Origin of the sequence: Pseudomonas benzenivorans, from assembly GCF_033547155.1 — a bacterium.
GTDB classification, from domain to species: Bacteria; Pseudomonadota; Gammaproteobacteria; order Pseudomonadales; family Pseudomonadaceae; genus Aquipseudomonas; species Aquipseudomonas benzenivorans_B.
This window is the reverse complement of sequence record NZ_CP137892.1, coordinates 3,622,802-3,644,580: the sequence shown is the minus strand read 5'-3', so window position 1 is coordinate 3,644,580 and position 21,779 is coordinate 3,622,802. Positions and strand designations below refer to the sequence as shown.

Sequence of the window (21,779 nt, the reverse complement as noted above, 5' to 3'; positions counted from 1 at the left end):
AGAGCCTGAGATGACCGACTACAAAGCCACGCTAAATCTGCCTGATACCCAGTTTCCGATGAAAGCCGGCCTGCCGCAGCGCGAGCCGCACACCCTGCAGCGCTGGAACGACATCGGCCTGTATCAGAAACTGCGGCAGATTGGCGAGGGACGGCCGAAGTTCGTCCTGCACGACGGCCCGCCCTACGCCAACGGCAGCATTCACATCGGCCACGCGGTCAACAAGATACTCAAGGACATCATCACCCGTTCCAAGACCCTGTCCGGCTTCGACGCGCCCTACGTGCCGGGTTGGGACTGCCACGGCCTGCCGATCGAGCACAAGGTAGAAACCACCCACGGCAAGCACCTCTCCGCCGACCAGACCCGCGAGCTGTGCCGCGCCTACGCCGCCGAGCAGATCGAAGGGCAGAAGGCCGACTTCATTCGCCTGGGCGTGCTCGGCGACTGGGACAACCCCTACAAGACCATGGCGTTCGCCAACGAGGCCGGCGAGATCCGCGCCCTGGCCGAGATGGTCAAGCAGGGCTTCGTGTTCAAGGGGCTGAAGCCGGTCAACTGGTGTTTCGACTGCCGCTCGGCCCTGGCCGAGGCCGAGGTCGAGTACGCCGACAAGCAATCGCCTACCATCGATGTCGGCTTCCCGGTCGAGGACGCCGACAAGCTGGCCGCGGCCTTCGGCCTGAGCGGCCTGGCCAAGACCGCCTACCTGGTGATCTGGACCACCACGCCCTGGACCATCCCGGCCAACCAGGCGCTGAACGTCCATCCGGAGTTCGACTACGCCCTGGTCGACACCGGCGACAAGCTGCTGCTGCTGGCCGAGGAACTGGTGGACAGCTGCCTGCAGCGCTACGGCCTGCAGGGCGAGGTGATCGCCCGGGCCAAGGGCGAGGCACTGGAGCTGATCCGCTGCCGGCACCCCTTCTACGAGCGCTTCTCGCCCATCTACCTGGCCGACTACGTGGCCCTGGACGCCGGTACCGGCATCGTCCACTCGGCCCCGGCCTACGGCGAGGACGACTTCCATTCGTGCAAGCGCTACGGCATGCACAACGACGACATCCTCAACCCGGTGCAGAGCAACGGCGTCTACGCCGAGTCGCTGCCATTCTTCGGCGGGCAGTTCATCTGGAAGGCCAACCCGGCGATCGTCGACAAGCTCGCCGAGGTCGGCTGCCTGCTGGCCCACGAGAAGGTCAACCACAGCTACATGCACTGCTGGCGCCACAAGACCCCGCTGATCTACCGCGCCACCGCGCAGTGGTTCGTCGGCATGGACAAGCAGTCGGCCCAGGGCAGCACCCTGCGCGAGCGCGCCATCGCCGGCATCGAACAAACCGCCTTCGTCCCGGCCTGGGGCCAGGCACGCCTGCACGGCATGATCGCCGGGCGCCCGGACTGGTGCATCTCGCGCCAGCGCAACTGGGGCGTGCCGATCCCCTTCTTCCTGCACAAGGAAAGCGGCGAGCTGCACCCGCGCACCGCCGAGTTGATGGAGGCCGTGGCTCAGCGGGTCGAGCAGCAGGGCATCGAGGCCTGGTTCCAGCTGGACGCCGCCGAACTGCTCGGCGACGAGGCGGCGCAGTACGACAAGATCAGCGACACCCTGGACGTCTGGTTCGACTCGGGCACCACCCACTGGCACGTGCTGCGCGGCTCGCATTCCCTCGGTCATGCCAGCGGCCCCCGCGCCGACCTCTACCTGGAGGGTTCCGACCAGCACCGCGGCTGGTTCCATTCCTCCCTGCTGACCGGCTGCGCCATCGACGGCCACGCGCCTTACAAGGCGCTGCTGACCCATGGTTTCGTGGTCGACGAGAACGGCCGCAAGATGTCCAAGTCCCTGGGCAACGTGGTGGCGCCCCAGGAGGTCAACGACAGCCTGGGCGCCGACATCCTGCGCCTGTGGGTAGCCTCGTCCGATTACTCCGGCGAGATGGCCGTGTCCAAGACCATCCTGCAGCGCAGTGCCGACGCCTACCGACGCATCCGCAACACCGCGCGCTTCCTGCTCTCCAACCTCAGCGGCTTCGATCCGGCGCAGCACTTGCTGCCTGAAACCGAGATGCTGGCGCTGGACCGCTGGGCGGTCGACCGTGCCCTGCTGCTGCAACGCGAGATCGAGGAGGCCTACGACAGTTACCGCTTCTGGAACGTCTACCAGAAGGTGCATAACTTCTGCGTGCAGGAGTTGGGCGGCTTCTACCTCGACATCATCAAGGACCGTCAGTACACCACCGCCGCCAACAGCGTGGCGCGACGCTCCTGCCAGACCGCGCTGTTCCATATCGCCGAGGCGCTGGTGCGTTGGATCGCGCCGATCCTGTCCTTCACCGCCGACGAGATCTGGCAGTACCTGCCGGGCGAGCGCAACGAGTCGGTCATGCTCAACGGCTGGTATCAGGGCCTGAGCGAACTGCCCCAGGGCTTCGAGCTGGACCGCGCCTTCTGGGAGCGGGTCATGGCGGTCAAGGTGGCGGTGAACAAGGAGCTGGAGAACCAGCGCAGCGCCAAGGCCATCGGCGGCAACCTGCAGGCCGAGGTGACGGTCTATGCCGAAGATGCGCTGATCGCCGACCTGCACAAGCTGGGCAACGAGCTGCGTTTCGTGCTGATCACCTCCACCGCCAGCCTGGCGCCGCTGGCCAATGCGCCGGGCGATGCGGTGGACACCGAAGTGGCCGGCCTCAAACTCAAGGTGGTCAAGTCCGCCCACGCCAAGTGCGGCCGCTGCTGGCACCACCGTGAGGACGTCGGTAGCCATGCGGCGCACCCGGAGATCTGCGGGCGCTGCGTGGACAACATCGAAGGCGCCGGCGAGGTTCGCCACTATGCCTAATGCCAGCCGTTATGGACGCCTGGCTTGGTTGTGGCTGAGCCTATTGGTGTTCGTGGTCGACCAGGCCAGCAAGCTGTATGTCGAGGATGTGCTGACCCTCTACCAGCAGGTGGTGGTGATCCCCGACTACTTCAGCTGGACCCTGGCCTATAACACCGGCGCCGCCTTCAGCTTCCTGGCCGGCGCGTCCGGCTGGCAGCGCTGGTTCTTCGCCGCCGTCGCCCTGGTGGTCAGCCTGGTGCTGGTGATCTGGCTCAAGCGCCTGAAACCCGAGGAAACCTGGCTGGCCGCCGCGCTGGCCCTGGTACTCGGCGGCGCCCTGGGCAATCTGGTCGACCGGGTGCTGCTCGGCCATGTGGTCGATTTCATCCTGGTGCACTGGCAACACCGCTGGTATTTCCCGGCGTTCAACTTCGCCGACACCGCCATCACCCTCGGCGCCATCCTCCTGGCGCTGGATATGTTCAAGAGCAACAAGTCCGGAGAAGTCGCCCATGACTGACCTACGCATCGGCCCGGACAAGGAAGTCACCCTGCATTTCGCCCTCAAGCTGGAAAACGGCGATGTGGTGGACAGCACCGAAGGCAAAGCCCCGGCCACCTTCAGGGTCGGCGACGGCAACCTGTTGCCGGGTTTCGAGTCCGCGTTGTTCGGCTTCAAGGCCGGCGACAAGCGCACCGTGCAGGTGCTGCCGGAGCAGGGCTTCGGCCAGCCCAACCCGCAGAACGTGCAATCGATGCCGCGTTCGCAGTTTCAGGACATGGAGCTGTCCGAAGGCCTGCTGGTGATCTTCAACGACGCCGCCAACGCCGAGCTGCCGGGAGTGGTCAAGGCCTTCGACGAGGCCCAGGTGACCATCGATTTCAACCATCCGCTGGCCGGCAAGACGCTGTGCTTCGAGGTGGAAATCATCGAGGTCAAGGCGCTCTGAGGTCTCCGGGGCCGTACAGCCGGTTCCTCTGAGTGGCCATTCGCCCGCGGCCTGCGGGCGGCGTTACACTCCCTATTCCCGCTTCGCGCCGAGATTCACGCCCATGCACATCAAACTCGCCAACCCTCGCGGCTTCTGCGCCGGCGTCGATCGCGCCATCGAGATCGTCAATCGCGCCCTGGAGGTGTTCGGCCCGCCGATCTACGTGCGCCACGAGGTGGTGCACAACAAGTTCGTGGTCGAGGACCTGCGCGCCCGCGGCGCGGTGTTCGTCGAGGAGCTGGATCAGGTGCCGGACGACGTCATCGTCATCTTCAGCGCCCACGGCGTGTCCCAGGCGGTGCGCAACGAGGCCGAGCGGCGTGGCCTGAAGGTGTTCGACGCCACCTGCCCGCTGGTGACCAAGGTGCACATGGAAGTGGTGCGCTACAGCCGCGAAGGCCGCGAGTGCATCCTCATCGGGCATGCCGGGCACCCGGAGGTCGAGGGCACCATGGGCCAGTACGACGCCAGCAACGGCGGCGCCATCTACCTGGTGGAGGACGAGGCGGACGTGCAGCGCCTGCAGGTGCGCAACCCGCAAGCCCTGGCCTTCGTCACCCAGACCACCCTGTCGATGGATGACACCAGCAAGGTGATCGACGCCCTGCGCCGCAAGTTTCCCGACATCGGCGGCCCGCGCAAGGACGACATCTGCTACGCCACCCAGAACCGCCAGGACGCGGTCAAGCAGCTGGCCGCCGAGTGCGACGTGCTGCTGGTGGTCGGCAGCCCCAACAGCTCCAACTCCAACCGCCTGCGCGAACTGGCCGAGCGCATGGGCACCCCGGCCTACCTGATCGACGGCGCCGAAGACCTCAAGCGCGAATGGTTCGACGGTGTTTCCGGCATCGGCATCACCGCCGGCGCCTCGGCGCCGGAAGTGCTGGTGCGCGGCGTGGTCAGCCAGCTGCGGGCCTGGGGGGCCGTTGATGAGCAAGAGCTGGAGGGGCGGCCGGAGAATGTGACCTTCTCGATGCCAAAAGAGTTGAGGGTCAAGACGCTTTAACGAGGTCGTGCGTTTCCTCGGGTATTCGTTGGTGGTTGCTTATAGCGTTGTGCTCATCGAGGGCGCTAGTTAGTCGAGTTGAAAAAAGAAAGAGCCAACACCAGCAGGGGCTGGCTCTTTCTTTTTATACCGCGTTACCAGTTACATTGACCTGCAAGGCTGCCGCCCCTCACATTGGCTTGTGTCAGGGTCAAGTTGCCGTTCAGGCGGCCTTGGGCAGTGGCCGTTAGCGTGTAGCTGGCTGCTGCGGCGTTCGTGATAACGACACCGAATGTCTCGCTGTTAGAGCCGAAGCCGTTCAATGAGGCGTTTGCGTAGCTACCGCCATTCTGGGCACGATATCGCTCCATAAAGTTGGCTGCGCCGGTAATGAGTGCCTTGCCATCCTCGCATTCAGCCCGATCAACGTACTGCGTATAGCTGGGTATGGCGATCGCCGCCAGGATCGCAAGGATCACTACGGCAATCATCAGCTCGATCAGCGTGAAGCCTTTCTGTGTATTCATGTCCATATACCTTACTCGGCCTTCTCGTCTGTCCAGTATGTTCTGGGAGTGCTTGGCATCCACTCACAATATGGGTCCTTATCGCAGCGGCACTTCTCTGGGTTGGCAGATGCTGCGCATTGATCATCGCTACCGCCGGAGTCGTCGCTGGTAGGAATCAGTTGCGAGGGGTCGTTGTAGGCCCAGCAGCTGTTGCCTTTGCAGTACAACTGAGGGTTAGAGGGCAGGCTGCTACCTGTGATTACGACCTCGCGGTGGGTGTCGACTGCAGTCGAGTTGAGCAGGTTGACGCGATAGGCGCGAGTCACGCCGAAAGCTGCCTTGCATGCGTCACTGGCACTTTTGGGTTCATAGGTGTTGAACAGCAGTTGCCCGTTCACAGCGAGTGGCCGTGAAAGTACCTTTTCACCATCACGAGTCAAGCGGATATACCAGCCATCAGCCGCCAGTACCGCTTCGGTTTGGGCTGCTGTTGCACTCGTCAGACTGGTGGCGTCGTACATGTCCGACTCCCTCAGTACGCCGCCGGTGGTGCTCAGGTTTTCGGTGCGGAACGAGTAGAAACGATCATCGATCTGGGTGTTCAGCGGGTGCCCGCGATAGCCAGAGCCAATATTGACGGTCAGGCTGAGGTTATTGTTCACGCCGAGCAGGGCTATTTCCGGCTCATGGTAGAAGCGCCGTGCGCCGGCCTCATCGTTACCCGCAATGCTGGCAAAGATGCCTCCGGTGATCAGGGCTGTTCCGCTCTGGCCGTTATGGACATGGAAGCGCCAGACTTGACCGCCCATGTCACCCACGAATATCTGCCCTGCACGACCTTGCGGGTCGGTGACGGTGTTGCCATTACCATCAGACTGCAGGCTGATCACGCTGACTCCACTGGGAATGCTGTAGTTCATGCCGCTGATGCCGGCACCAGAGGCCGACCAGATCAGTGCTCCGGTGCGGGCGTTCACAACATAGAGGTCGTTACCCTGGTCATCTACCGTCCTTACAGTGGCGTTGTCCTGATCCGGGTCATAACCGCCACCGAATACCAGTACGTCGGTGTCGGTCGTGCCGATCGTCATCTTGGTACGCACCGGGGCCGACCACGTCTGGCCAAGGCGAGCGAAACCAGCGGTGCTGCCACCCTTGATGGTCCAGAGGAGGCGCGGTGAGGTTGGGGTGCTGATATCCAAGGCGTAGATGTTGCGACCACCTCGACCCATGGTGGCGTAGGCATAGACGAACTCGCCCGATTCGACGCTGCCGCCTGAGCGGATCACGCCATTGCCGTTCTCATCGTTGGCCCAGACGGTAACGGTGTTATCCATGCCGTATTGGCGAGTTTCCTCGGTCGAACTCTTGATGGCTTCGTTGGCCATCAGTCGTTTGACGTTGGGGAGCAGGATTTCCGGCATGAAGGCGAATTGCTCAGCGCCGGTATTGGTATCGAACATCTGCACGAAGCCTTCGTTGGTACCGAAGATTGCGCTCTGTACATCACTGCTGCAGTTGCCCGAGGTATCGGTGGCATTGCAGCCATAGGTCACCAGGCTAGGGGTGGCGTGGATGGGGTCGCCGATGCTCTTGCGCGCCACACCATTCTCTAGGCCGCGGATGTAGTCGATCAGCGCGGTTCGCTCTGTGGCGGTGTTTACCCCCAACTTAGCCGCCGTCAGTTCGGTATTGTTCTCGCTGATGGCAGTCAGGGCGTTGCTGTTGGCCGTGACGTTAGTCAGCAGGACTCGGCTGCTCGGAGCCGGCAGTCTGGAGGCCGCACCACCTGCAGCGACTGTGCTGCCATCGTTGCCGGTGGACCACCAACTGCGTGCACTGGTGCGGAAGAAGCCTGTGAGCGGGTCGATGGCAGGTGAGCCATCGACGTCCACGATAAAGGCGTTGCCGTCGACGGTGGCCATGCGGTAGCGCTTCAGGTTACCTGCCCAGCGGTCGGTGGCGGCCGGGCGGAACAGGGAGAAGTACAGCTCGTCCTTGTTGTCCTGGCGGTTGAAGGTGTTGACCGGGGCGGACGCACTGACGAAGGTGGTGTCGGTGGCCAGTACTTCGCCAATGATCTTGTTGAAGGCCTTGGTTAACTCACCAGCATTGGCTGCGGTGTTGAAAGAGCCTCCGCCATTGGTGGCGATGTCTTGCAGGAATTTCCTGATATTGGCGCTGGCCGTTTCTCCGCTGGCATCCAGGGCAAAGCCTACGGTGTGAGTCGTAACCTTGTTGTCACCCGCAAGGCTGCTCAGCTGATCATTGTTGGCCAAGTAGGTGGCGAGGGTTCGTGCGCACTGCTCGCCATCGTCACTGGCATCGCCGGTACAGCTTCCCCCCACGATGCTGCCAATGCCGGTTTTCGCCGCAGTGGTGTTGCCGTTGGCTTGACCATCGGTCAGCAGCACCATATGAGTGGGTTGGCAGGACGTGGTGATAGGGGTGGCTCGACTGGTTTCGCCGCGCAGGTAGCGTGCCGCGTCGTAGAGGGTCGGGACGATGGGGGTGCTGTTCTCGGCAAACATGCTGTTCACACTGGCGACCATATCGTCTCGTACCGTGCGGGTACCCTGATCGGCCAAGCCTCCGCTCTGGATCTTGAGGCGGAGCTTGATGCTTTGCGAGGGGTTCTGCTCATAGGCAACGGCATCCAGGCTGGAGTCGCTGGCCTGCTCTAGGAACACTGTCAGAGCATTGTTGGCGGCCCAGCTAGAGCGAGCAAATACCGAGTTAAGGTTGCTGGCCAGGGTAGGGGAGGTGCAGATGACCGCTTGTCCAGCAGTCCAGCCGCCATTGGCTGAGTTGAAAGCGCAAGTGCTGGTCGAGGACTTGCTACGGCTCGTTAGGTTGTAGCTGTCCGAGGTGAGTGCAGCCGAATTGTCGGCATTTTCCACGCTGATCGAGGAGCTGACACTGGGCGAGGCAATGGTATTGGACGGTGTCACAAACAACTTTGCGTCCATGATGGTGGCGTTGCGATTGACTCTAACCTGCTCGAAGCGGGCCGCGATTACGGCGCGATCAAGGGGTAGTGTGTTGGCTGCGACGCTGACATTACCGTTGCGGTTCTCATAGGCATCGTTTTTCTCGGCGCTGACACGTAACTCGATGATCGGGTTGATGCAGCCACTGGTGCCGCCGGTGTAGCTGATATTGAGGATCGGTTGCAGGCCACCCGCGCCGTCGATGCTGTAGGCCACGCGGTTGCTGGTGTTGCCGGCTTTAGGGGTGATATAGAAAGCCATGGCATTGTTGCCGCACCAGCCACTGCTGCTGACGATGTTCTGTACCAAACTGGTGACGTCCGGCCCTGCGATATGGGCCGGGGTGGGTGCTGCTACCCAGTCGGGTGCTACCCAGTCCACCGGTAGGGTCTTGGTGCGGGTTTCCAGGTTGGTGCCCGCAGCGAAGATGTTGGCATTGCTGGTATTTTCTGCGCGCACCTCGAAGGTGGCGTTGCCGCCGGTGCTGGTCGCTGCAGGGACGAAGCTGATGCTGGCCGATGTGACCGTGGCTCCGGCTGGAATGGCCACATCCTGGAAGCGCAAGGCGGTCATGCGGGTTTCATTGGCGCTAGCCGTGGTCGTGTAGGTTACGACCAGTTGCGGCATGCAGGACCCGGCCGTGCAAATGTTGTAGTCCCTGTTGCCGCCCACGTAGAGTCGGGCAAGCAGGCCGGTGATTGGGTCGGCGGCAGGGGCGGTGCTGCGCAGCGCAGTCACTTGCGAGGTGACATCGATCTGTACCGGGTAGCCGTTTGACCACCCGCCCGATGTATTGATCGAAGCAGGGTCTGGACTGAGGTAGGTTCGGTTGCCGATGAGGTTACTGTCGTTTAGAGCGGCGGGTGCCTTGCTGTTCTGGATGCGAACCGAAACGGACGGGTTCCGGTTGTTCTGGTTGTTGGTTGGCGTCATGGAAATGTAGGCATCAGTAACAGTAGCGTTGGCTGGAATACTGAGGCCTTGGAACAAGAACATGACTTCCGATGTTCTCAGGTTGTCGGAGGTCCGACTCGCTTCGCCGTAGCAGGCGGAAGCCGTGGTGCGGCTGGGTGCGCTCATCCTGCAAGCATAGTCGCTGCCGCTGACGGTCTTGCGGAAATAGATGCCGTTGGTGGTCAGTGTGCTGGTGGCGCTGCCGGCCACGGTGTTGCTGGTGGTGATCTGTCCCATCACCAGAGTCGGGGCATCCGTCACTGCAGCGCCCAGCGGAGAGGTGGCTTGAGTGGCATCATCCCCGGAGACGAGGATGCCTCCGGTGTTGGCTGGTAGGGTATTGCTCGACGGGACGGTCTGATCGATGTTGGTGACCGGGTACATGAAACGGCTGTTGCCGTATTCGCTGCGTGAGTTGAGCACCATGATGCCGGCATTGATGCCGCTGGTGTTGCCGAGGATGTCGGAGAACGACTCCTTGAGTACCGTGAGTCGCGACTTGGCGCCACCTGTGGCGTTATTGTTAGTGGTCAGCCCCCAGTTCATGGAGCCTGAGTTGTCGAGAATGAACAGCACATTGGGCCTGGCCACCTCTGTGCTGGTATCCGGGCTGCTGAAGAAAATCTCGGTATCGTCCGCCTGAGTGAATGCACTGTGCAGGATGAGGCTGCAGGCGAGGGCAGAGGACAGCATGGTGCGTAGGAAGTGTTTGTTGTTCATTTTGCTATTCCTTGACCGTCCAGGGTCACAGAGTGTTCGGGGCGCATTCACTGGCTGAGTTGGCGACGCTGGCCGCCTTGGAGGTGAATGGCTGTCGCCGTGCAGTTGCCTGAGTCGCAGACCTGGCCCGTACTACGTAGACTGAAGCAGTTGAGTGAAACGCGCCCGATGCCAGAGCCTGGACAGGGGCCGGAATAGGTGGTGACCACGGTTGACTGCTCAGCGGGATAGCCAGTCCTCGCGCTACCTACCACTTGATCGCTCCAGTCGTCAGGGAAGGCAGAGTTATCAGCGGCGCCGAAGTATTCGGCGGTCCACTGCTGGAGGCCAGATTCGGCTGCCTGGAAGGCGGCGTTCTGTTGTTCGCTGTTGGATGCGATACGCAGCTGCAGGCTGGACTGGTTGGCCGCGCTGATGGCAATCAGGGTCAGCATCAACAGCAGCAACAAGCTGACGACTAATACCATGCCACTCTGTTTATGCGGGCTCATAGCAGTTTGTTCCTTAGCTCGTAGGTGCCGCTGAAGGTGCGGTTGCCGAGGGTATGGGGGGCGGCGTTGCGAGAGTCGCTAACGGTAATGGTGATGCGCACTGCGGTTGAGGTCAGGGCGCTGCCGGTGGGGATGAAGGCCACCGACATGTTGACGTTATCCAGAATCGGGTCGCCGTTGCGTGACAGGGTGCCATTGGCGCTGCTGTAGGTGACTGCCGGCTCGTTCCAAGTCAGCTCCTGGTAGGTGCCCGTACTGTCATTGCAGCCGGTGCCGGGGTCGGCAAAGCGGAAGGTCACCGTAGTCGCGCTGGAGCTGGTCACCGCATCGTCTGGCAGGGAGTGACCATCGTTGAATTTATGCTCCTGGTCGGCAGCCGTGCAGCCTTGGTAGCCAGCGCGGCGTGCGTCAGCACCAATCACTTCAAGGGCTACTCGTCCAGCTTCCTGCATACGAGTCAGCTCGTTGTTGCTGCGGCTGGAAAAGAAGGAGTTGCCGAACAGCTCGGTAACGCCGAGTACCAAAATAGTGCTGATCAGCACTGCTACCATGACCTCGACGAGCGACATGCCTAGTTCTCTGCTTTTCATAGCTCGGCCACCACTTGAACACTTTGGGCACTATCCCCATCGGCGGTGGCGTCCTGCCACTGAATGGAGACGGTGTAAAGATTGCCTGTGCCACGGACGATGCTGGTATTCGCGCTGTCCACGTTCGGCAGGCTGCTTCTGACTATCTGGCACCATTGGGCCAGGTCCTGGGCAGCCTGGGCGCTGCCTGCTGCCTGTTGCCCGCCGGCGGGTGTCGCGCAGGTCGGCAGGGCGGCCAGCACGTATGCGCCGCTCTGTGTGGCGTAGCTGACTTTGCGGGTTTCCAGGGGGGACGCCAGTACTTTGTTGGCGCGCATGCGCTCGATGATGTCATATGCCAGGATCGAGGCTTGGCTGCGGGAGTAGGCCCCCTCGTTGGACTGTTGGCTACGTACCATTAGGCTGGCCATGCCCAGCAGGCCGACGGCGAGCACTACCACGGCTACCATGACCTCAATCAGGGTAAAACCACGGCTTCGCTTATTCATTGCATTGCTCATCATGGCTAGTCGACCTTGGCATGACCGATGGTATTGACAATGACGTTGTGGCTGCCGACGGTCAGTGTGCCGCCAGCGGATGTGCCATTGCTGCGAAAGGTGATGGCGGCGCCAGAGATGGTGACATCGTTGACGGCAGGGAGGGCGCGGATAACCGTGCCGTCGGAGGCGCGCACAACTCCGCCGTCTGCCCAGGAGCCACTGCAAGTGCTTTGGTCGCTGCTGGCGCAGACCGTGACGGCGGTTCGTCGTGTGACAGCCTCGCTGCGAGCAACGAGCAAGGCTCCCAGTAGTTCGTTGCCAGTCGAAGTTTCCCGGCTGGATTGCATCATGGGGCCGTAGTTAGGCAGTGCTACCAGAGCCACGATGGCCACGATGGCGACTACCACCATGAGCTCAATGAGCGTGAAACCGCCTTGACTTCGGGGGCTCTGGCGGCGTGGAAGGTTGGCGATGGACATGGTTGTCTCTGCATGGAAGTACCTGAGGGCTACAGTAGTGATCAGGCAGAGGCATATCCATTGGTCGCGGACAGGCGTAGCAAAAGTGCGATGAAGTGACTATCGACACCTTGCCCCCTGCGGAGCTGCCTGGTGTCGGACCCTGCCGGACAGGCTGATGACTATCTGGTTAAGGGGGATTCCGTTGCGGCAGAGGGTCATGGTGCCGTTGCTGGCCAGAGTTGTTCCATCACCCTCATAGCTTAGGTAGGGGCGGTTGCGAAAGCTGCCCCAATACCACGTGTATCCCTCGGCAAGTTTCTCCTGAATCTCGATGTGTTCATGTGCATCCAGTGTGCCGTTGCGGTTCGCATCTTTGAAAATGAGCAGATTGCGGCTCCAGACCTTGCTCGACTGGCAAGACGCTGTACCTGAGCAGATGCTGGTGATTTCGCGAGAGTACACGGCTGTGCTGCGAGTGTGCTGGAGGGCGCCTAGCATCTGGTTGAGGGTTGCAGTACGTTGTTGATCGATAATCTGGGCGTGCAGTGAGGGCGCAGCCAAGCCTAGTACAATGGCCAGGATTGCCAGCACGACCAGCAGCTCGATCAGGCCTAGTCCCCGATCTTTCTGCATTACTCAGCTTCCTTGCTGTAGGTCGATTCGAGTCATCAGTCTAGAAGGATTTTAAGAAATGCAAGTTGGTGCCGAGTCAGAAGTGGCGGTGGTTGGGGGCGGGGTGATGGGGTTGCTCACGGCGCTCAATCTTTCTCGGGCAGGTCGTCGAGTTCGGTTATTTGAGCAGCAGTCCGTTGGGCGAGAGGCATCATGGGCTGGAGGGGGGATTGTTTCGCCGCTTTACCCATGGCGCTATGGAGCTGCCGTGGGCGCACTGGCTGCCTGGTCTCAGGGGTTCTATCCGCAACTCGGGCAGGAATTGTTTACAGCAACTGGGGTTGATCCGCAGGTTTGTCGTACTGGGCTCTACTGGCTGGATTTGCAGGACGAACCCCAGGCTTTGGCCTGGGCTGTTGGTGGGGGGCGATCTGTGCAGCAAGTGAGCGCTGAGCTGCTGTATTCCCGCTTGCCCATGTTGGGCCGCGGGTTTCAGCGGGGGCTGTGGATGCCTGATCTGGCCAATGTGAGGAATCCGCGGCTGCTGGATGCACTACGCAAGATTCTGTTGTTAGAAGGGCGGGTTGAGTTGTGTGAGCAGGGTGCTGTTGGTTCGTTACAGGCCAACCCTGAGGGGGGCATGAGTTTCCGGGCTGGAGGGCGGAAGTGGTCATACGAGTGTGTCGTGCTGGCGGCAGGGGCTTGGTCTGGCTCGTTGTTGGCTGTGTTGGGACTCTCGTTGCCGGTCGAGCCCGTGAAAGGGCAGATGATCCTCTACAAGTGTGCCAAGGATTTTTTGCCGGCCATGGTCTTGGCCAAGGGGCGTTATGCGATTCCGCGCAAGGATGGACATATCCTGGTAGGCAGTACCCTGGAGCATGCTGGTTTTGACAAAACGCCGACCGAGGAGGCTCTTGCTAGTCTAAAGGCATCCGCCGAGGAGTTGTTGCCGGGGTTGGCCGATGCTGAGGTGGTGGGGCATTGGGCTGGCTTGCGGCCTGGGTCGCCGGATGGAGTTCCCTTTATCGGCGAGGTGCCACAGTACCCAGGGTTGTGGTTGAATTGTGGCCATTACCGCAATGGTCTGGTGCTGGCGCCGGCATCCTGCCAGCTGCTGGTTGATCTGATGCTGGGGCGTGACCCGATCGTGGATCCTACGCCTTATTCGCCGGCAGGCCGATTGAGCTGAGGGCGTTCTCGCGGTACACGATCTGGGCCTCAATCGATCCCCAGCTTCTTCAGGCGGTAGCGCATCGAGCGAAAGGTCAGGCCCAGGCGCTGGGCGGCGGCGGTGCGGTTCCAGCGGGTTTCTTCGAGTGCCTGCATGATCAGCTTGCGCTCGATGTCTTCCAGGTGGTCTTCCAGGTTGTCGATTTGCGCCAGGCTGGCCTCGCCGTTCTCACCGGGGCTGCAGGCATCGCTCAGGCGCAGGTCGCTGGCGCTGATGCGGTCGTCCTCGCACAGGGTGTAGGCGCGCTCGAGCATGTTCTCCAGCTCGCGCACGTTGCCGGGGAAGCGGTAGCTCTTGAGCTTCTCCAGGGCCTCGGTCTCGAGTTGGGCGAGGCTCAGGCCGGTGTCTGCGGCCAGGCGCTTGAGCATGGCCGTGGCCAGCTGGGCGATGTCTTCGCGGCGCTCGCGTAGTGGCGGCACGCGTAGCTCGATGACGTTGAGGCGGTAGTAGAGGTCCTGGCGGAAGCGTTCGGCGGCCACTTCCGCGGCCAGGTCCTTGTGGGTGGCGCAGAGGATGCGCACATCGACCACCGCCTCCTGCTGGCCACCGACCGCGCGCACGGCCTTCTCCTGGATCGCCCGCAGCAGCTTGACCTGCATCGGCAGCGGCAGGTCGGCGACCTCGTCGAGGAACAGGGTGCCGCCGTTGGCGGCCTGGAACAGCCCCTGCTTGTCCTCCACGGCGCCGGTGAAGCTGCCTTTCTTGTGCCCGAAGAACTCGCTCTCCATCAGTTCCGAGGGAATGGCGCCGCAGTTGACCGGAACGAAGGGCTGCTCGCTGCGTGGTCCCTGTTCGTGGATCAGGCGGGCGACCAGCTCCTTGCCGCTGCCGGACTCGCCGCTGATATACACCGGCGCCTGACTGCGGGCGAGTTTGAGGATCTGTTTGCGCAGTGTCTGCATGGGCGGCGAGTCGCCGAGCAGGCGGCTGTCCACCGGCGTGTTTTCGCCCTCGGTGGTGCGCAGGCGCAGGGCCGTGGCGACCAGCTCGCGCAGGCGGCCCAGGTCCACCGGCTTGGTCAGGAAGTCGAAGGCCCCGGCCTTGAGCGCGTTGATCGCGGTGTCCAGGCTGCCGTAGGCGGTGATCATCGCCACCGGTACCTGCGGGTGGCGCTGTTGGATGTATTGCACCAGCTCCAGCCCGGTGCCGTCGGGCAGGCGCATGTCGGTCAGGCACAGATCGAACGGCTCCTTGGCCAGCCAGTCGCGCGCCTCCTTGACGTTGCGGGCGCTGCGGGTGTCGAGCTTCATCCGGCCTAGGGTGATCTCCAGCAGTTCGCGGATATCGGGCTCGTCATCGACGATCAGGGCTCTCTGGCGGTTCATGGTCAACTCAGCTTGCGCGGGTGGGCAAAGGTGATGCGAAAGCAGCTGCCGCCGCCCTCGCGGGATTTGTAGTCGAGGCGGGCCTGGTTGCTTTCGCACAGCTCGCGGGAAATATACAGGCCCAGGCCGGTGCCCTTGTTCTCGGTGGTGTAGAAGGGCTCGAAGATGTGATGCAGTTGCTCGGCCGGCACGCCCGCTCCGTCGTCCAGCACCTCGAGCACCGGCAGCTCGCTGGCCGGGTCGCGGAACAGCTTGAGCCAGACCTGCCCCTGGCGGTGCTGGCGGGCGCTGTAGCGCAGGCCGTTTTGCACCAGGTTGGTCAGTACCTGGGTCAGCTGGTGCGGGTCCATGCGGGTCTGAATGGTGCCGGCCTGGGTCTCCACGTGCAGCGTCTTGTCGGGCGAAGCCGAGCTGCGGAACTCGCTGGCGAAGCGGTGCAGCCAGTATTTGAGGTCGAGCAGCTGGGGCTCGGCCTGGCGCCGGCGCGACAGCTGCAGGACGTTCTCGATCACCAGGTTCATCCGCCGCGAGTGGTCCTGGATGATCTGCGCCAGGCGCTGGTCCGGGCCCTGCAGGTCTTCCGATTCCTGCAGCAGCTGCGCGGCGTGGCTGATCGCGCCGAGCGGGTTGCGGATCTCATGGGCGATACCCGCGGTCAGCCGGCCCAGGGAGGCGAGCTTGAGCTGTTGCGCCTGTTGCGCGATCTGGGAGATGTCGTCGAGGAACACCAGGGTCTCGCGTTGCTCGCCGCGCTGCAGGGGAATGAAACTGGGCTGCAGCACCGGGCCATCGACCAGGGCCTGCAGGTTGGCCGGGCGCAGGGTCGGGTTGTCCTGCCAGTGTTGCAGGCGCTTGACCAGCTCCGGGCAGTGCGGGTCGAGTATCTTGCCGGCCAGGGCCTCGCAGCCGAGCAGGGTCAAGGCACCCTGGTTGGCCAGGAGCACCCGGTGCTGGTCATCCAGTACCAGGATGCCGGTGCGCATGCGTTGCAGGATCAGGGCGTTGAGGGCTTCGAGGCTGGCGACGTCGGCGGCGCGCTGCTCGGCCAGGCTTTCGCTGGCGTGCAGGCGCTTGGTGATGCCCTGGACGAACAGGGCGGCGGCGAAGCACAGCGCGCCGAGGGCGCCAACCTGCACGTACTGGGCGGCTGCCGCCGGCCGGCTGAGGCTGAGGTAGAAGGTCAGGTAGATCAGGCCGATGGCGGCGACGGCGGCGATCAGCAGGCCGATGCGCCCGCGCAGCATGATATTGGCGATGGCCACCGCGACGATCAGCAGCGTGCCGATGCCGCTGGGGGTGCCGCCGGCGGCATAGAACAGGCCGGACAGCAGGATCACATCGACCAGGGCCAGGCTGAACACCTGGATCAGGCTGCGTGGTCGCTGCACCATCACCGCCACCAGGGTATTCAGGATCAGGTAGAACCAGCTGCCATTGCGGAACAGGCCCGGGTGGGCCAGGTCCAGCAGCTCGCTGTCCAGGTCGCTGGAGATCAGCAGCACCAGTACCAGGCCGATGGCCAGGCGATACAGGTGATAGAGCCGCAGGATGCGTCGGCCCTGGACCCCGCCGAGAGGGAGGGACTCAGCGTTCACCGGATTTGGGGCCTTGTTGCAGATGGGCCCGGCTGCAGTACCAGTGCTCATCCTGATTGAGCGCGTGCTCGCGGGGCACATGCACGCCGCATTGAGCACAGCGCACCATGGGCGCGGGCTTGTTGTCGGTGCGTTCGGAGCGTTGTGGGGGACGGATAAAGCGGCGCCAGAGCCAGAACGCGGCGGCGACGATGGCGATCAGGATCAACAGGCGAAACAGGCCCATAACGCTCTCTTCTCCAGTAGGGCCTGGCAGTTTAGCCAAGGACGTCGATGCCGCCCAGCGGCCAAAGCCGATGCTGTGCATTGTTTCCGCGGGTGGCGATGCGGGACAATGGCGTCCAGTGCAGTGGCGTCGTCGATATCCGGCGGCGCGGGTGGAATTATCTTGCTGTGGAGACGGCCATGAGCCAAACCCTGCGTGTCGTGATGGCCCAGTTGAACTTGCGCGTCGGCGACGTGCACGGCAACGTCGAGCGGATCATCGAGGCGGCCTGTGGCGCCCGCGATCAGTGGCAGGCCGATGTTATCGTGTTTCCCGAACTGGCCCTGTGCGGCTACCCGCCGGAGGACCTGCTGCTGCGTTCGAGCATGCAGCTGCGCATCGAGCAGGCGCTGCAGCGCCTGCAGGACCAGGTGCACGGTATCTATCTGGTGGTCGGCTATCCCTGGCTGGAGGATGAGCTGCGTTACAACGCCTGTGCGGTGATCGCCGACGGCCAGTTGCTGGCCAGCTATTACAAGCAGAAGTTGCCCAACTACCGGGTGTTCGACGAGAAGCGCTACTTCGAGCCCGGCCATCAGCCCTGCGTGGTGGACATCAAGGGTGTTCCGGTGGCGCTGAGCATCTGCGAGGACATCTGGTTCGCCGAGCCCATGGCGCAGGCGCGGGCGGCCGGGGCGCAGCTGATGCTGAGCCTGAACGCCTCGCCCTTCCATCTGGACAAGCAGCGCGAGCGCGAGGAAGTGCTGGCCGAGCGGGCCCGCGAAGGGGCGATGCCGATCGTCTACGTCAACCAGGTCGGCGGCCAGGACGAGCTGGTGTTCGACGGCGGCAGCTGCGTGGTCGATGCCGGCGGCGCGGTGTGTCAGCGGGTCGGCGCGTTCAACGAGGGCCTGTATCCGGTCGACCTGCAGCTCGGCGATGACGGCGTCGTCCCGCGTCTGGCCACCTGCGCGCCGCTGCCGGAGCTGGAGGCCAGTGTCTACCAGGCCCTGGTCATGGGCGTGCGCGACTATGTGCGCAAGAACGGTTTCAAGGGCGTGGTGCTGGGCCTGTCCGGCGGCATCGACTCGGCCCTGACCCTGGCGGTGGCGGTGGATGCCCTGGGCGCCCAGCACGTCGAGGCGGTGATGATGCCCTACCGCTACACCGCGCAGATCAGCCTGGAGGACGCCCAGGCCGAGGCCGAGGCGCTGGGCGTGACCTACCGGGTGCTGCCGATCGCGCCCATGGTCGAGTCCTTCATGGCCACCCTGGCGCCGGTGTTCGAGGGGCTGGGGCGCGACACCACCGAGGAGAACCTGCAGGCCCGCTGCCGCGGCACCCTGCTGATGGCCATCTCCAACAAGAAGGGCTACCTGGTGCTGACCACTGGCAACAAGAGCGAGATGGCGGTCGGTTACGCGACCCTGTATGGCGACATGGCCGGCGGTTTCGACGTGCTCAAGGATGTGCCCAAGACCCTGGTGTTCCGCCTGTGTGAGTACCGCAATACCCTGGGCGCGGTGATCCCGCAGCGGGTCATCGACCGGCCGCCGTCGGCCGAACTGGCGCCGGACCAGAAGGACGAGGATTCCCTGCCGCCCTACCCGGTGCTCGACGAGATCCTCAAGCTGTATATCGAGCACGACCTGTCGGCCAACGCCATCATCGCCGAGGGGTTCGACGAGGACACGGTGCGCCGGGTGCTGCGCCTGGTCGACCTGAACGAGTACAAGCGGCGCCAGGCGGCGGTCGGGGTGCGGGTGACCCAGCGCGGTTTCGGTCGCGACCGGCGTTATCCGATCACCTCGGGCTGGCGCATCGGCGACTGAGGGGGCGCGAACAACACCCATGAAAAAGGGAGGCCAGAGGCCTCCCTTTTTCGTTGCGGCTCGGCGCCGTCAGTCGAACAGGCCGAAGGTCAGGTAGCTGAACCAGGAGCGTCCCTTTTCCGCCTCGGCCGCTTCCTGTTGCGGCGACTTGAGTTCGTCGGGGATCTGCTGTTCGGCGTCTTCGTACTGGCGGATCACGTCCTGGCTGGCGCGAGTCTCGCCCGGCGGCAGCGGGGTGTCGCTCTCGATCAGGCCCAGGGTGGCCTTGGCCAGCCAGGAGCGGCTGTCGGCCTCTTCCTCGCGCGGCACGAACTGGCCGTCGACCAGGCTCGGGTGGTCCGGGTAGTTGAGCTTGAGGGTCTCCAGGCTGGTGGCGGCCAGCTCGTCCAGGGTCAGGCGCTGGTAGGCCTCGGTCATCACCGCCAGGCCGTCGCCGACCGCCGGGGTCTCCTGGAAGTTCTCCACCACGTAGCGGCCGCGGTTGGCGGCGGCGACATAGGCCTGGCGGGTCAGGTAGTAGTGGGCGACGTGGATCTCGTAGGCGGCCAGCAGGTTGCGCAGGTAGATCATGCGCTGCTTGGCGTCCGGCGCGTAGCGGCTGGTCGGGTAGCGGCTGGTGAGCTGGGCGAACTCGTTGTAGGAATCGCGGGCGGCGCCCGGGTCGCGCTTGGTCATGTCCAGCGGCAGGAAGCGCGCCAGCAGGCCGCGGTCCTGGTCGAAGGCGGCCAGGCCCTTGAGGTAGTAGGCGTAGTCGACGTTCGGGTGCTGCGGATGCAGGCGGATGAAGCGTTCGGCTGCGGAGCGTGCGGCTTCCGGCTCGACGTTCTTGTAGTAGGCGTAGATCAGCTCCAGTTGCGCCTGTTCGGCATAGCGGCCGAAGGGGTAGCGCGACTCCAGGGCCTTGAGCTTGCTGATGGCGCTGCTATAGCTGCGGCTGTCCAGGTCGGTCTGGGCCTGCTGGTACAGCTCGGTCTCGCTCAGATTTTCGTCGACCACCTCGTTGGAGGAGCAGGCGGCGGTGAGGGCGAGGATGGCGATCAGCAGCAGGTGTTTCACGTGCATGGCGGCTTGCGTCCCTGTGACGGCGGCTGTCTTGCGCAAAGCCGTCCTGTTATGATGAGCGCCCCCGGTAGCCCTGGGGCAAAGACGCCGTATTTAACCACAAGCGTGTAGCCGAAACCAAAGGCTGCACCCCCGCCGTTGCCGAGCATGTCTTCTATTAATAAGCAGGCCATTCATTTGACCGCCGAGGTGCCGTTCGATCTGGGCGGGCAACGCCTCGACCAGGTCGCCGCCCAACTGTTCGCCGAGCACTCGCGCTCGCGCCTGTCCGCCTGGATCAAGGAAGGCCGTCTGACCGTCGACGGCGCGGTGCTGCGGCCGCGCGACATCGTCCATGGCGGTGCGCAGCTGGTGCTGGATGCCGAGCAGGAGGCCCAGGGCGAGTGGGTCGCCCAGTACATCGAGCTGGACATCGTCTACGAGGACGACCAGCTGCTGGTGATCAACAAGCCCGCCGGCCTGGTGGTGCACCCGGCCGCCGGACATGCCGACGGCACCCTGCTCAACGCCCTGCTGCACCACGTGCCGGATATCGTCAACGTGCCGCGCGCCGGCATCGTCCATCGCCTGGACAAGGACACCACCGGCCTGATGGTGGTGGCCAAGACCATCCAGGCGCAGACCCAGCTGGTCGACCAGCTGCAGAAGCGCACGGTCAGCCGCATCTACGAGTGCGTGGTGATCGGCGTGATCACCGCCGGTGGCAAGATCGATGCGCCGATCGGCCGCAGCTCGGCGCAGCGCCAGCGCATGGCGGTGACCGACGGCGGCAAGCCGGCGGTCAGTCATTACCGGGTGCTGGAGCGCTTCCGCTCGCACACCCATGCCCGGGTCAAGCTGGAAACCGGGCGCACCCACCAGATCCGCGTACACATGAGTCATATCGGCTATCCGCTGGTGGGCGATCCGGTCTACGCCGGACGCTTCCGCATCCCACCGGCGGCCAGCCCGACCCTGGTGCAGAGTTTGAAGGAGTTTCCGCGCCAGGCCCTGCATGCGCGCTTCCTCGAGCTGGATCACCCGGTCACCGGCAAGCGTATGAAGTGGGAGTCGCCGTTGCCGGACGATCTGGTCTGGCTGCTGAGCCTGTTGCGCCAGGATCGCGAGGCCTTCATCGGGTGAGCGCCTGGGGCCATGACTGGCTGACCCCGGACTGGCCCGCATCGGCACGGGTCAGGGCCTGTGTCACCACGCGCAGCGGCGGCGTCAGCCAGTCACCTTTCGACGGCCTCAACCTCGGTGAGCACGTCGAGGACGACCCCGTCGCCGTCGCCGAGAACCGTCGGCGCCTGGTCGCGGCGCTCGGCTGTCGGCCGGCCTGGCTGCGCCAGGTGCACGGCACCGCCGTGGCCGCTGCCGCCCCCGATGCCGTGGTCGAGGCCGATGCCAGCTGGAGCGCCAGCCCGGGTGTCGCCTGTACCGTGATGACCGCCGATTGCCTGCCCGCACTGTTCTGCGATCGTGCCGGCAGCCGTGTGGCGGCGGCCCATGCCGGTTGGCGCGGGCTGGCGGCTGGGGTGCTGGAGGCGACCCTGGATGCGCTGGGCTGCGGGCCGGACGAGGTGCTGGTGTGGCTCGGCCCGGCCATAGGGCCGCAGAGCTTCGAGGTCGGCGCCGAGGTGCGCGCGGCCTTCGTCGCGGCCCACCCCCAGGCCGAAGCGGCCTTCGTGCCCAGTGCCAACACCGGGCGCTTTCTCGCCGACATCTACCGGCTGGCGCGCGTCCGCCTGGCGGCTCGCGGGGTGACCGCCGTCTACGGTGGCGGCCTGGACACCTACCGCGATCCACGCTTCTTCTCCTACCGCCGCGCCCCGCGTACCGGCCGCTTCGCCTCGCTGATCTGGCTGGCCGACTGATCCGGGTCAAGGCCGTGCGGCTTGAAAGTCGCACAATCGTCCTTATCTAGTCTTCATCTCGGC

General features: G+C 63.8%; 19 protein-coding genes. 8 read left to right on the top strand and 11 right to left on the bottom strand.

Annotated elements, in window-relative coordinates:
• Positions 1–10 precede the first annotated feature (10 nt).
• The 4 genes from ileS (at position 11) to ispH (ending at position 4,822) form a co-directional block, all read left to right on the top strand.
• Entirely contained in the window at positions 11–2,842 is a 2,832-nt protein-coding gene (ileS, locus tag SBP02_RS16825) for an isoleucine--tRNA ligase (protein WP_318643498.1), read from the top strand.
• Positions 2,835–3,344, top strand: a complete 510-nt coding sequence (lspA, locus tag SBP02_RS16820) for a signal peptidase II (RefSeq protein ID WP_318643496.1) — start codon at positions 2,835–2,837, stop codon at positions 3,342–3,344. Before ileS ends, lspA begins: the two co-directional genes overlap by 8 nt.
• On the top strand, positions 3,337–3,774 hold the full coding sequence (locus SBP02_RS16815; protein WP_318643494.1) for an FKBP-type peptidyl-prolyl cis-trans isomerase: 438 nt from the start codon (positions 3,337–3,339) through the stop codon (positions 3,772–3,774). Before lspA ends, SBP02_RS16815 begins: the two co-directional genes overlap by 8 nt.
• A gap of 103 nt (positions 3,775–3,877) precedes the next feature.
• Entirely contained in the window at positions 3,878–4,822 is a 945-nt protein-coding gene (gene ispH / locus SBP02_RS16810; RefSeq protein WP_318643492.1) for a 4-hydroxy-3-methylbut-2-enyl diphosphate reductase, read from the top strand.
• Between the two features lie 134 nt (positions 4,823–4,956).
• Here ispH and SBP02_RS16805 read toward each other — a convergent pair whose 3' ends face one another.
• From SBP02_RS16805 to SBP02_RS16775, 7 genes are all read right to left on the bottom strand, one after another.
• A complete protein-coding gene (locus tag SBP02_RS16805) occupies positions 4,957–5,328 on the bottom strand; it encodes a type IV pilin protein (protein WP_318643490.1) in 372 nt (123 codons plus the stop codon).
• Positions 5,329–5,339: 11 nt separating this feature from the next.
• On the bottom strand, positions 5,340–9,974 hold the full coding sequence (locus SBP02_RS16800; protein WP_318643488.1) for a pilus assembly protein: 4,635 nt from the start codon (positions 9,972–9,974) through the stop codon (positions 5,340–5,342).
• A 47-nt stretch (positions 9,975–10,021) separates the two neighbouring features.
• Entirely contained in the window at positions 10,022–10,465 is a 444-nt protein-coding gene (locus SBP02_RS16795; RefSeq protein ID WP_318643486.1) for a pilus assembly PilX family protein, read from the bottom strand.
• Complete coding sequence (locus tag SBP02_RS16790) at positions 10,462–11,055, bottom strand: PilW family protein (protein WP_318643485.1); 594 nt, start codon at positions 11,053–11,055, stop codon at positions 10,462–10,464. Before SBP02_RS16790 ends, SBP02_RS16795 begins: the two co-directional genes overlap by 4 nt.
• The gene (gene pilV / locus SBP02_RS16785) at positions 11,052–11,558 is read right to left on the bottom strand and encodes a type IV pilus modification protein PilV (RefSeq protein ID WP_318643483.1); all 507 of its coding nucleotides are present in this window, start codon (positions 11,556–11,558) and stop codon (positions 11,052–11,054) included. Before pilV ends, SBP02_RS16790 begins: the two co-directional genes overlap by 4 nt.
• A gap of 2 nt (positions 11,559–11,560) precedes the next feature.
• On the bottom strand, positions 11,561–12,016 hold the full coding sequence (locus tag SBP02_RS16780; protein WP_318643482.1) for a GspH/FimT family pseudopilin: 456 nt from the start codon (positions 12,014–12,016) through the stop codon (positions 11,561–11,563).
• A gap of 99 nt (positions 12,017–12,115) precedes the next feature.
• Positions 12,116–12,631 (bottom strand): GspH/FimT family pseudopilin, encoded by a 516-nt coding sequence (locus SBP02_RS16775; RefSeq protein ID WP_318643480.1) that lies wholly within the window; start codon positions 12,629–12,631, stop codon positions 12,116–12,118.
• A gap of 58 nt (positions 12,632–12,689) precedes the next feature.
• Between SBP02_RS16775 and thiO the strand changes: the two genes are divergently transcribed.
• On the top strand, positions 12,690–13,799 hold the full coding sequence (gene thiO, locus SBP02_RS16770) for a glycine oxidase ThiO (RefSeq protein WP_318643478.1): 1,110 nt from the start codon (positions 12,690–12,692) through the stop codon (positions 13,797–13,799).
• A 29-nt stretch (positions 13,800–13,828) separates the two neighbouring features.
• Here the strand turns inward: thiO and SBP02_RS16765 are convergent, their stop codons facing one another.
• Genes SBP02_RS16765 through SBP02_RS16755 form a run of 3 tightly spaced genes read right to left on the bottom strand, consistent with a single transcriptional unit; the run spans position 13,829 to position 16,987 of the window.
• Complete coding sequence (locus SBP02_RS16765) at positions 13,829–15,166, bottom strand: sigma-54-dependent transcriptional regulator (protein WP_318643476.1); 1,338 nt, start codon at positions 15,164–15,166, stop codon at positions 13,829–13,831.
• Between the two features lie 2 nt (positions 15,167–15,168).
• The gene (locus SBP02_RS16760; RefSeq protein ID WP_318643474.1) at positions 15,169–16,761 is read right to left on the bottom strand and encodes a sensor histidine kinase; all 1,593 of its coding nucleotides are present in this window, start codon (positions 16,759–16,761) and stop codon (positions 15,169–15,171) included.
• Positions 16,751–16,987 (bottom strand): PP0621 family protein, encoded by a 237-nt coding sequence (locus SBP02_RS16755; RefSeq protein WP_318643472.1) that lies wholly within the window; start codon positions 16,985–16,987, stop codon positions 16,751–16,753. The genes SBP02_RS16760 and SBP02_RS16755 overlap by 11 nt, the downstream gene beginning before the upstream one ends.
• Before the next feature lie 179 nt (positions 16,988–17,166).
• Between SBP02_RS16755 and SBP02_RS16750 the strand changes: the two genes are divergently transcribed.
• Entirely contained in the window at positions 17,167–18,798 is a 1,632-nt protein-coding gene (locus tag SBP02_RS16750) for an NAD+ synthase (protein ID WP_318643470.1), read from the top strand.
• A gap of 69 nt (positions 18,799–18,867) precedes the next feature.
• Here SBP02_RS16750 and SBP02_RS16745 read toward each other — a convergent pair whose 3' ends face one another.
• Entirely contained in the window at positions 18,868–19,860 is a 993-nt protein-coding gene (locus SBP02_RS16745) for an outer membrane protein assembly factor BamD (RefSeq protein ID WP_318643468.1), read from the bottom strand.
• A gap of 147 nt (positions 19,861–20,007) precedes the next feature.
• Here SBP02_RS16745 and rluD point away from each other — a divergent pair, with 147 nt between their 5' ends.
• Together rluD and pgeF are read left to right on the top strand one after the other, a co-directional pair.
• Positions 20,008–20,982: a 23S rRNA pseudouridine(1911/1915/1917) synthase RluD gene (rluD, locus tag SBP02_RS16740; RefSeq protein ID WP_318643466.1), complete on the top strand. Its 975-nt coding sequence runs from the start codon at positions 20,008–20,010 to the stop codon at positions 20,980–20,982.
• Positions 20,979–21,716: a peptidoglycan editing factor PgeF gene (gene pgeF, locus SBP02_RS16735; RefSeq protein ID WP_318643464.1), complete on the top strand. Its 738-nt coding sequence runs from the start codon at positions 20,979–20,981 to the stop codon at positions 21,714–21,716. The genes rluD and pgeF overlap by 4 nt, the downstream gene beginning before the upstream one ends.
• Positions 21,717–21,779 lie beyond the last annotated feature (63 nt).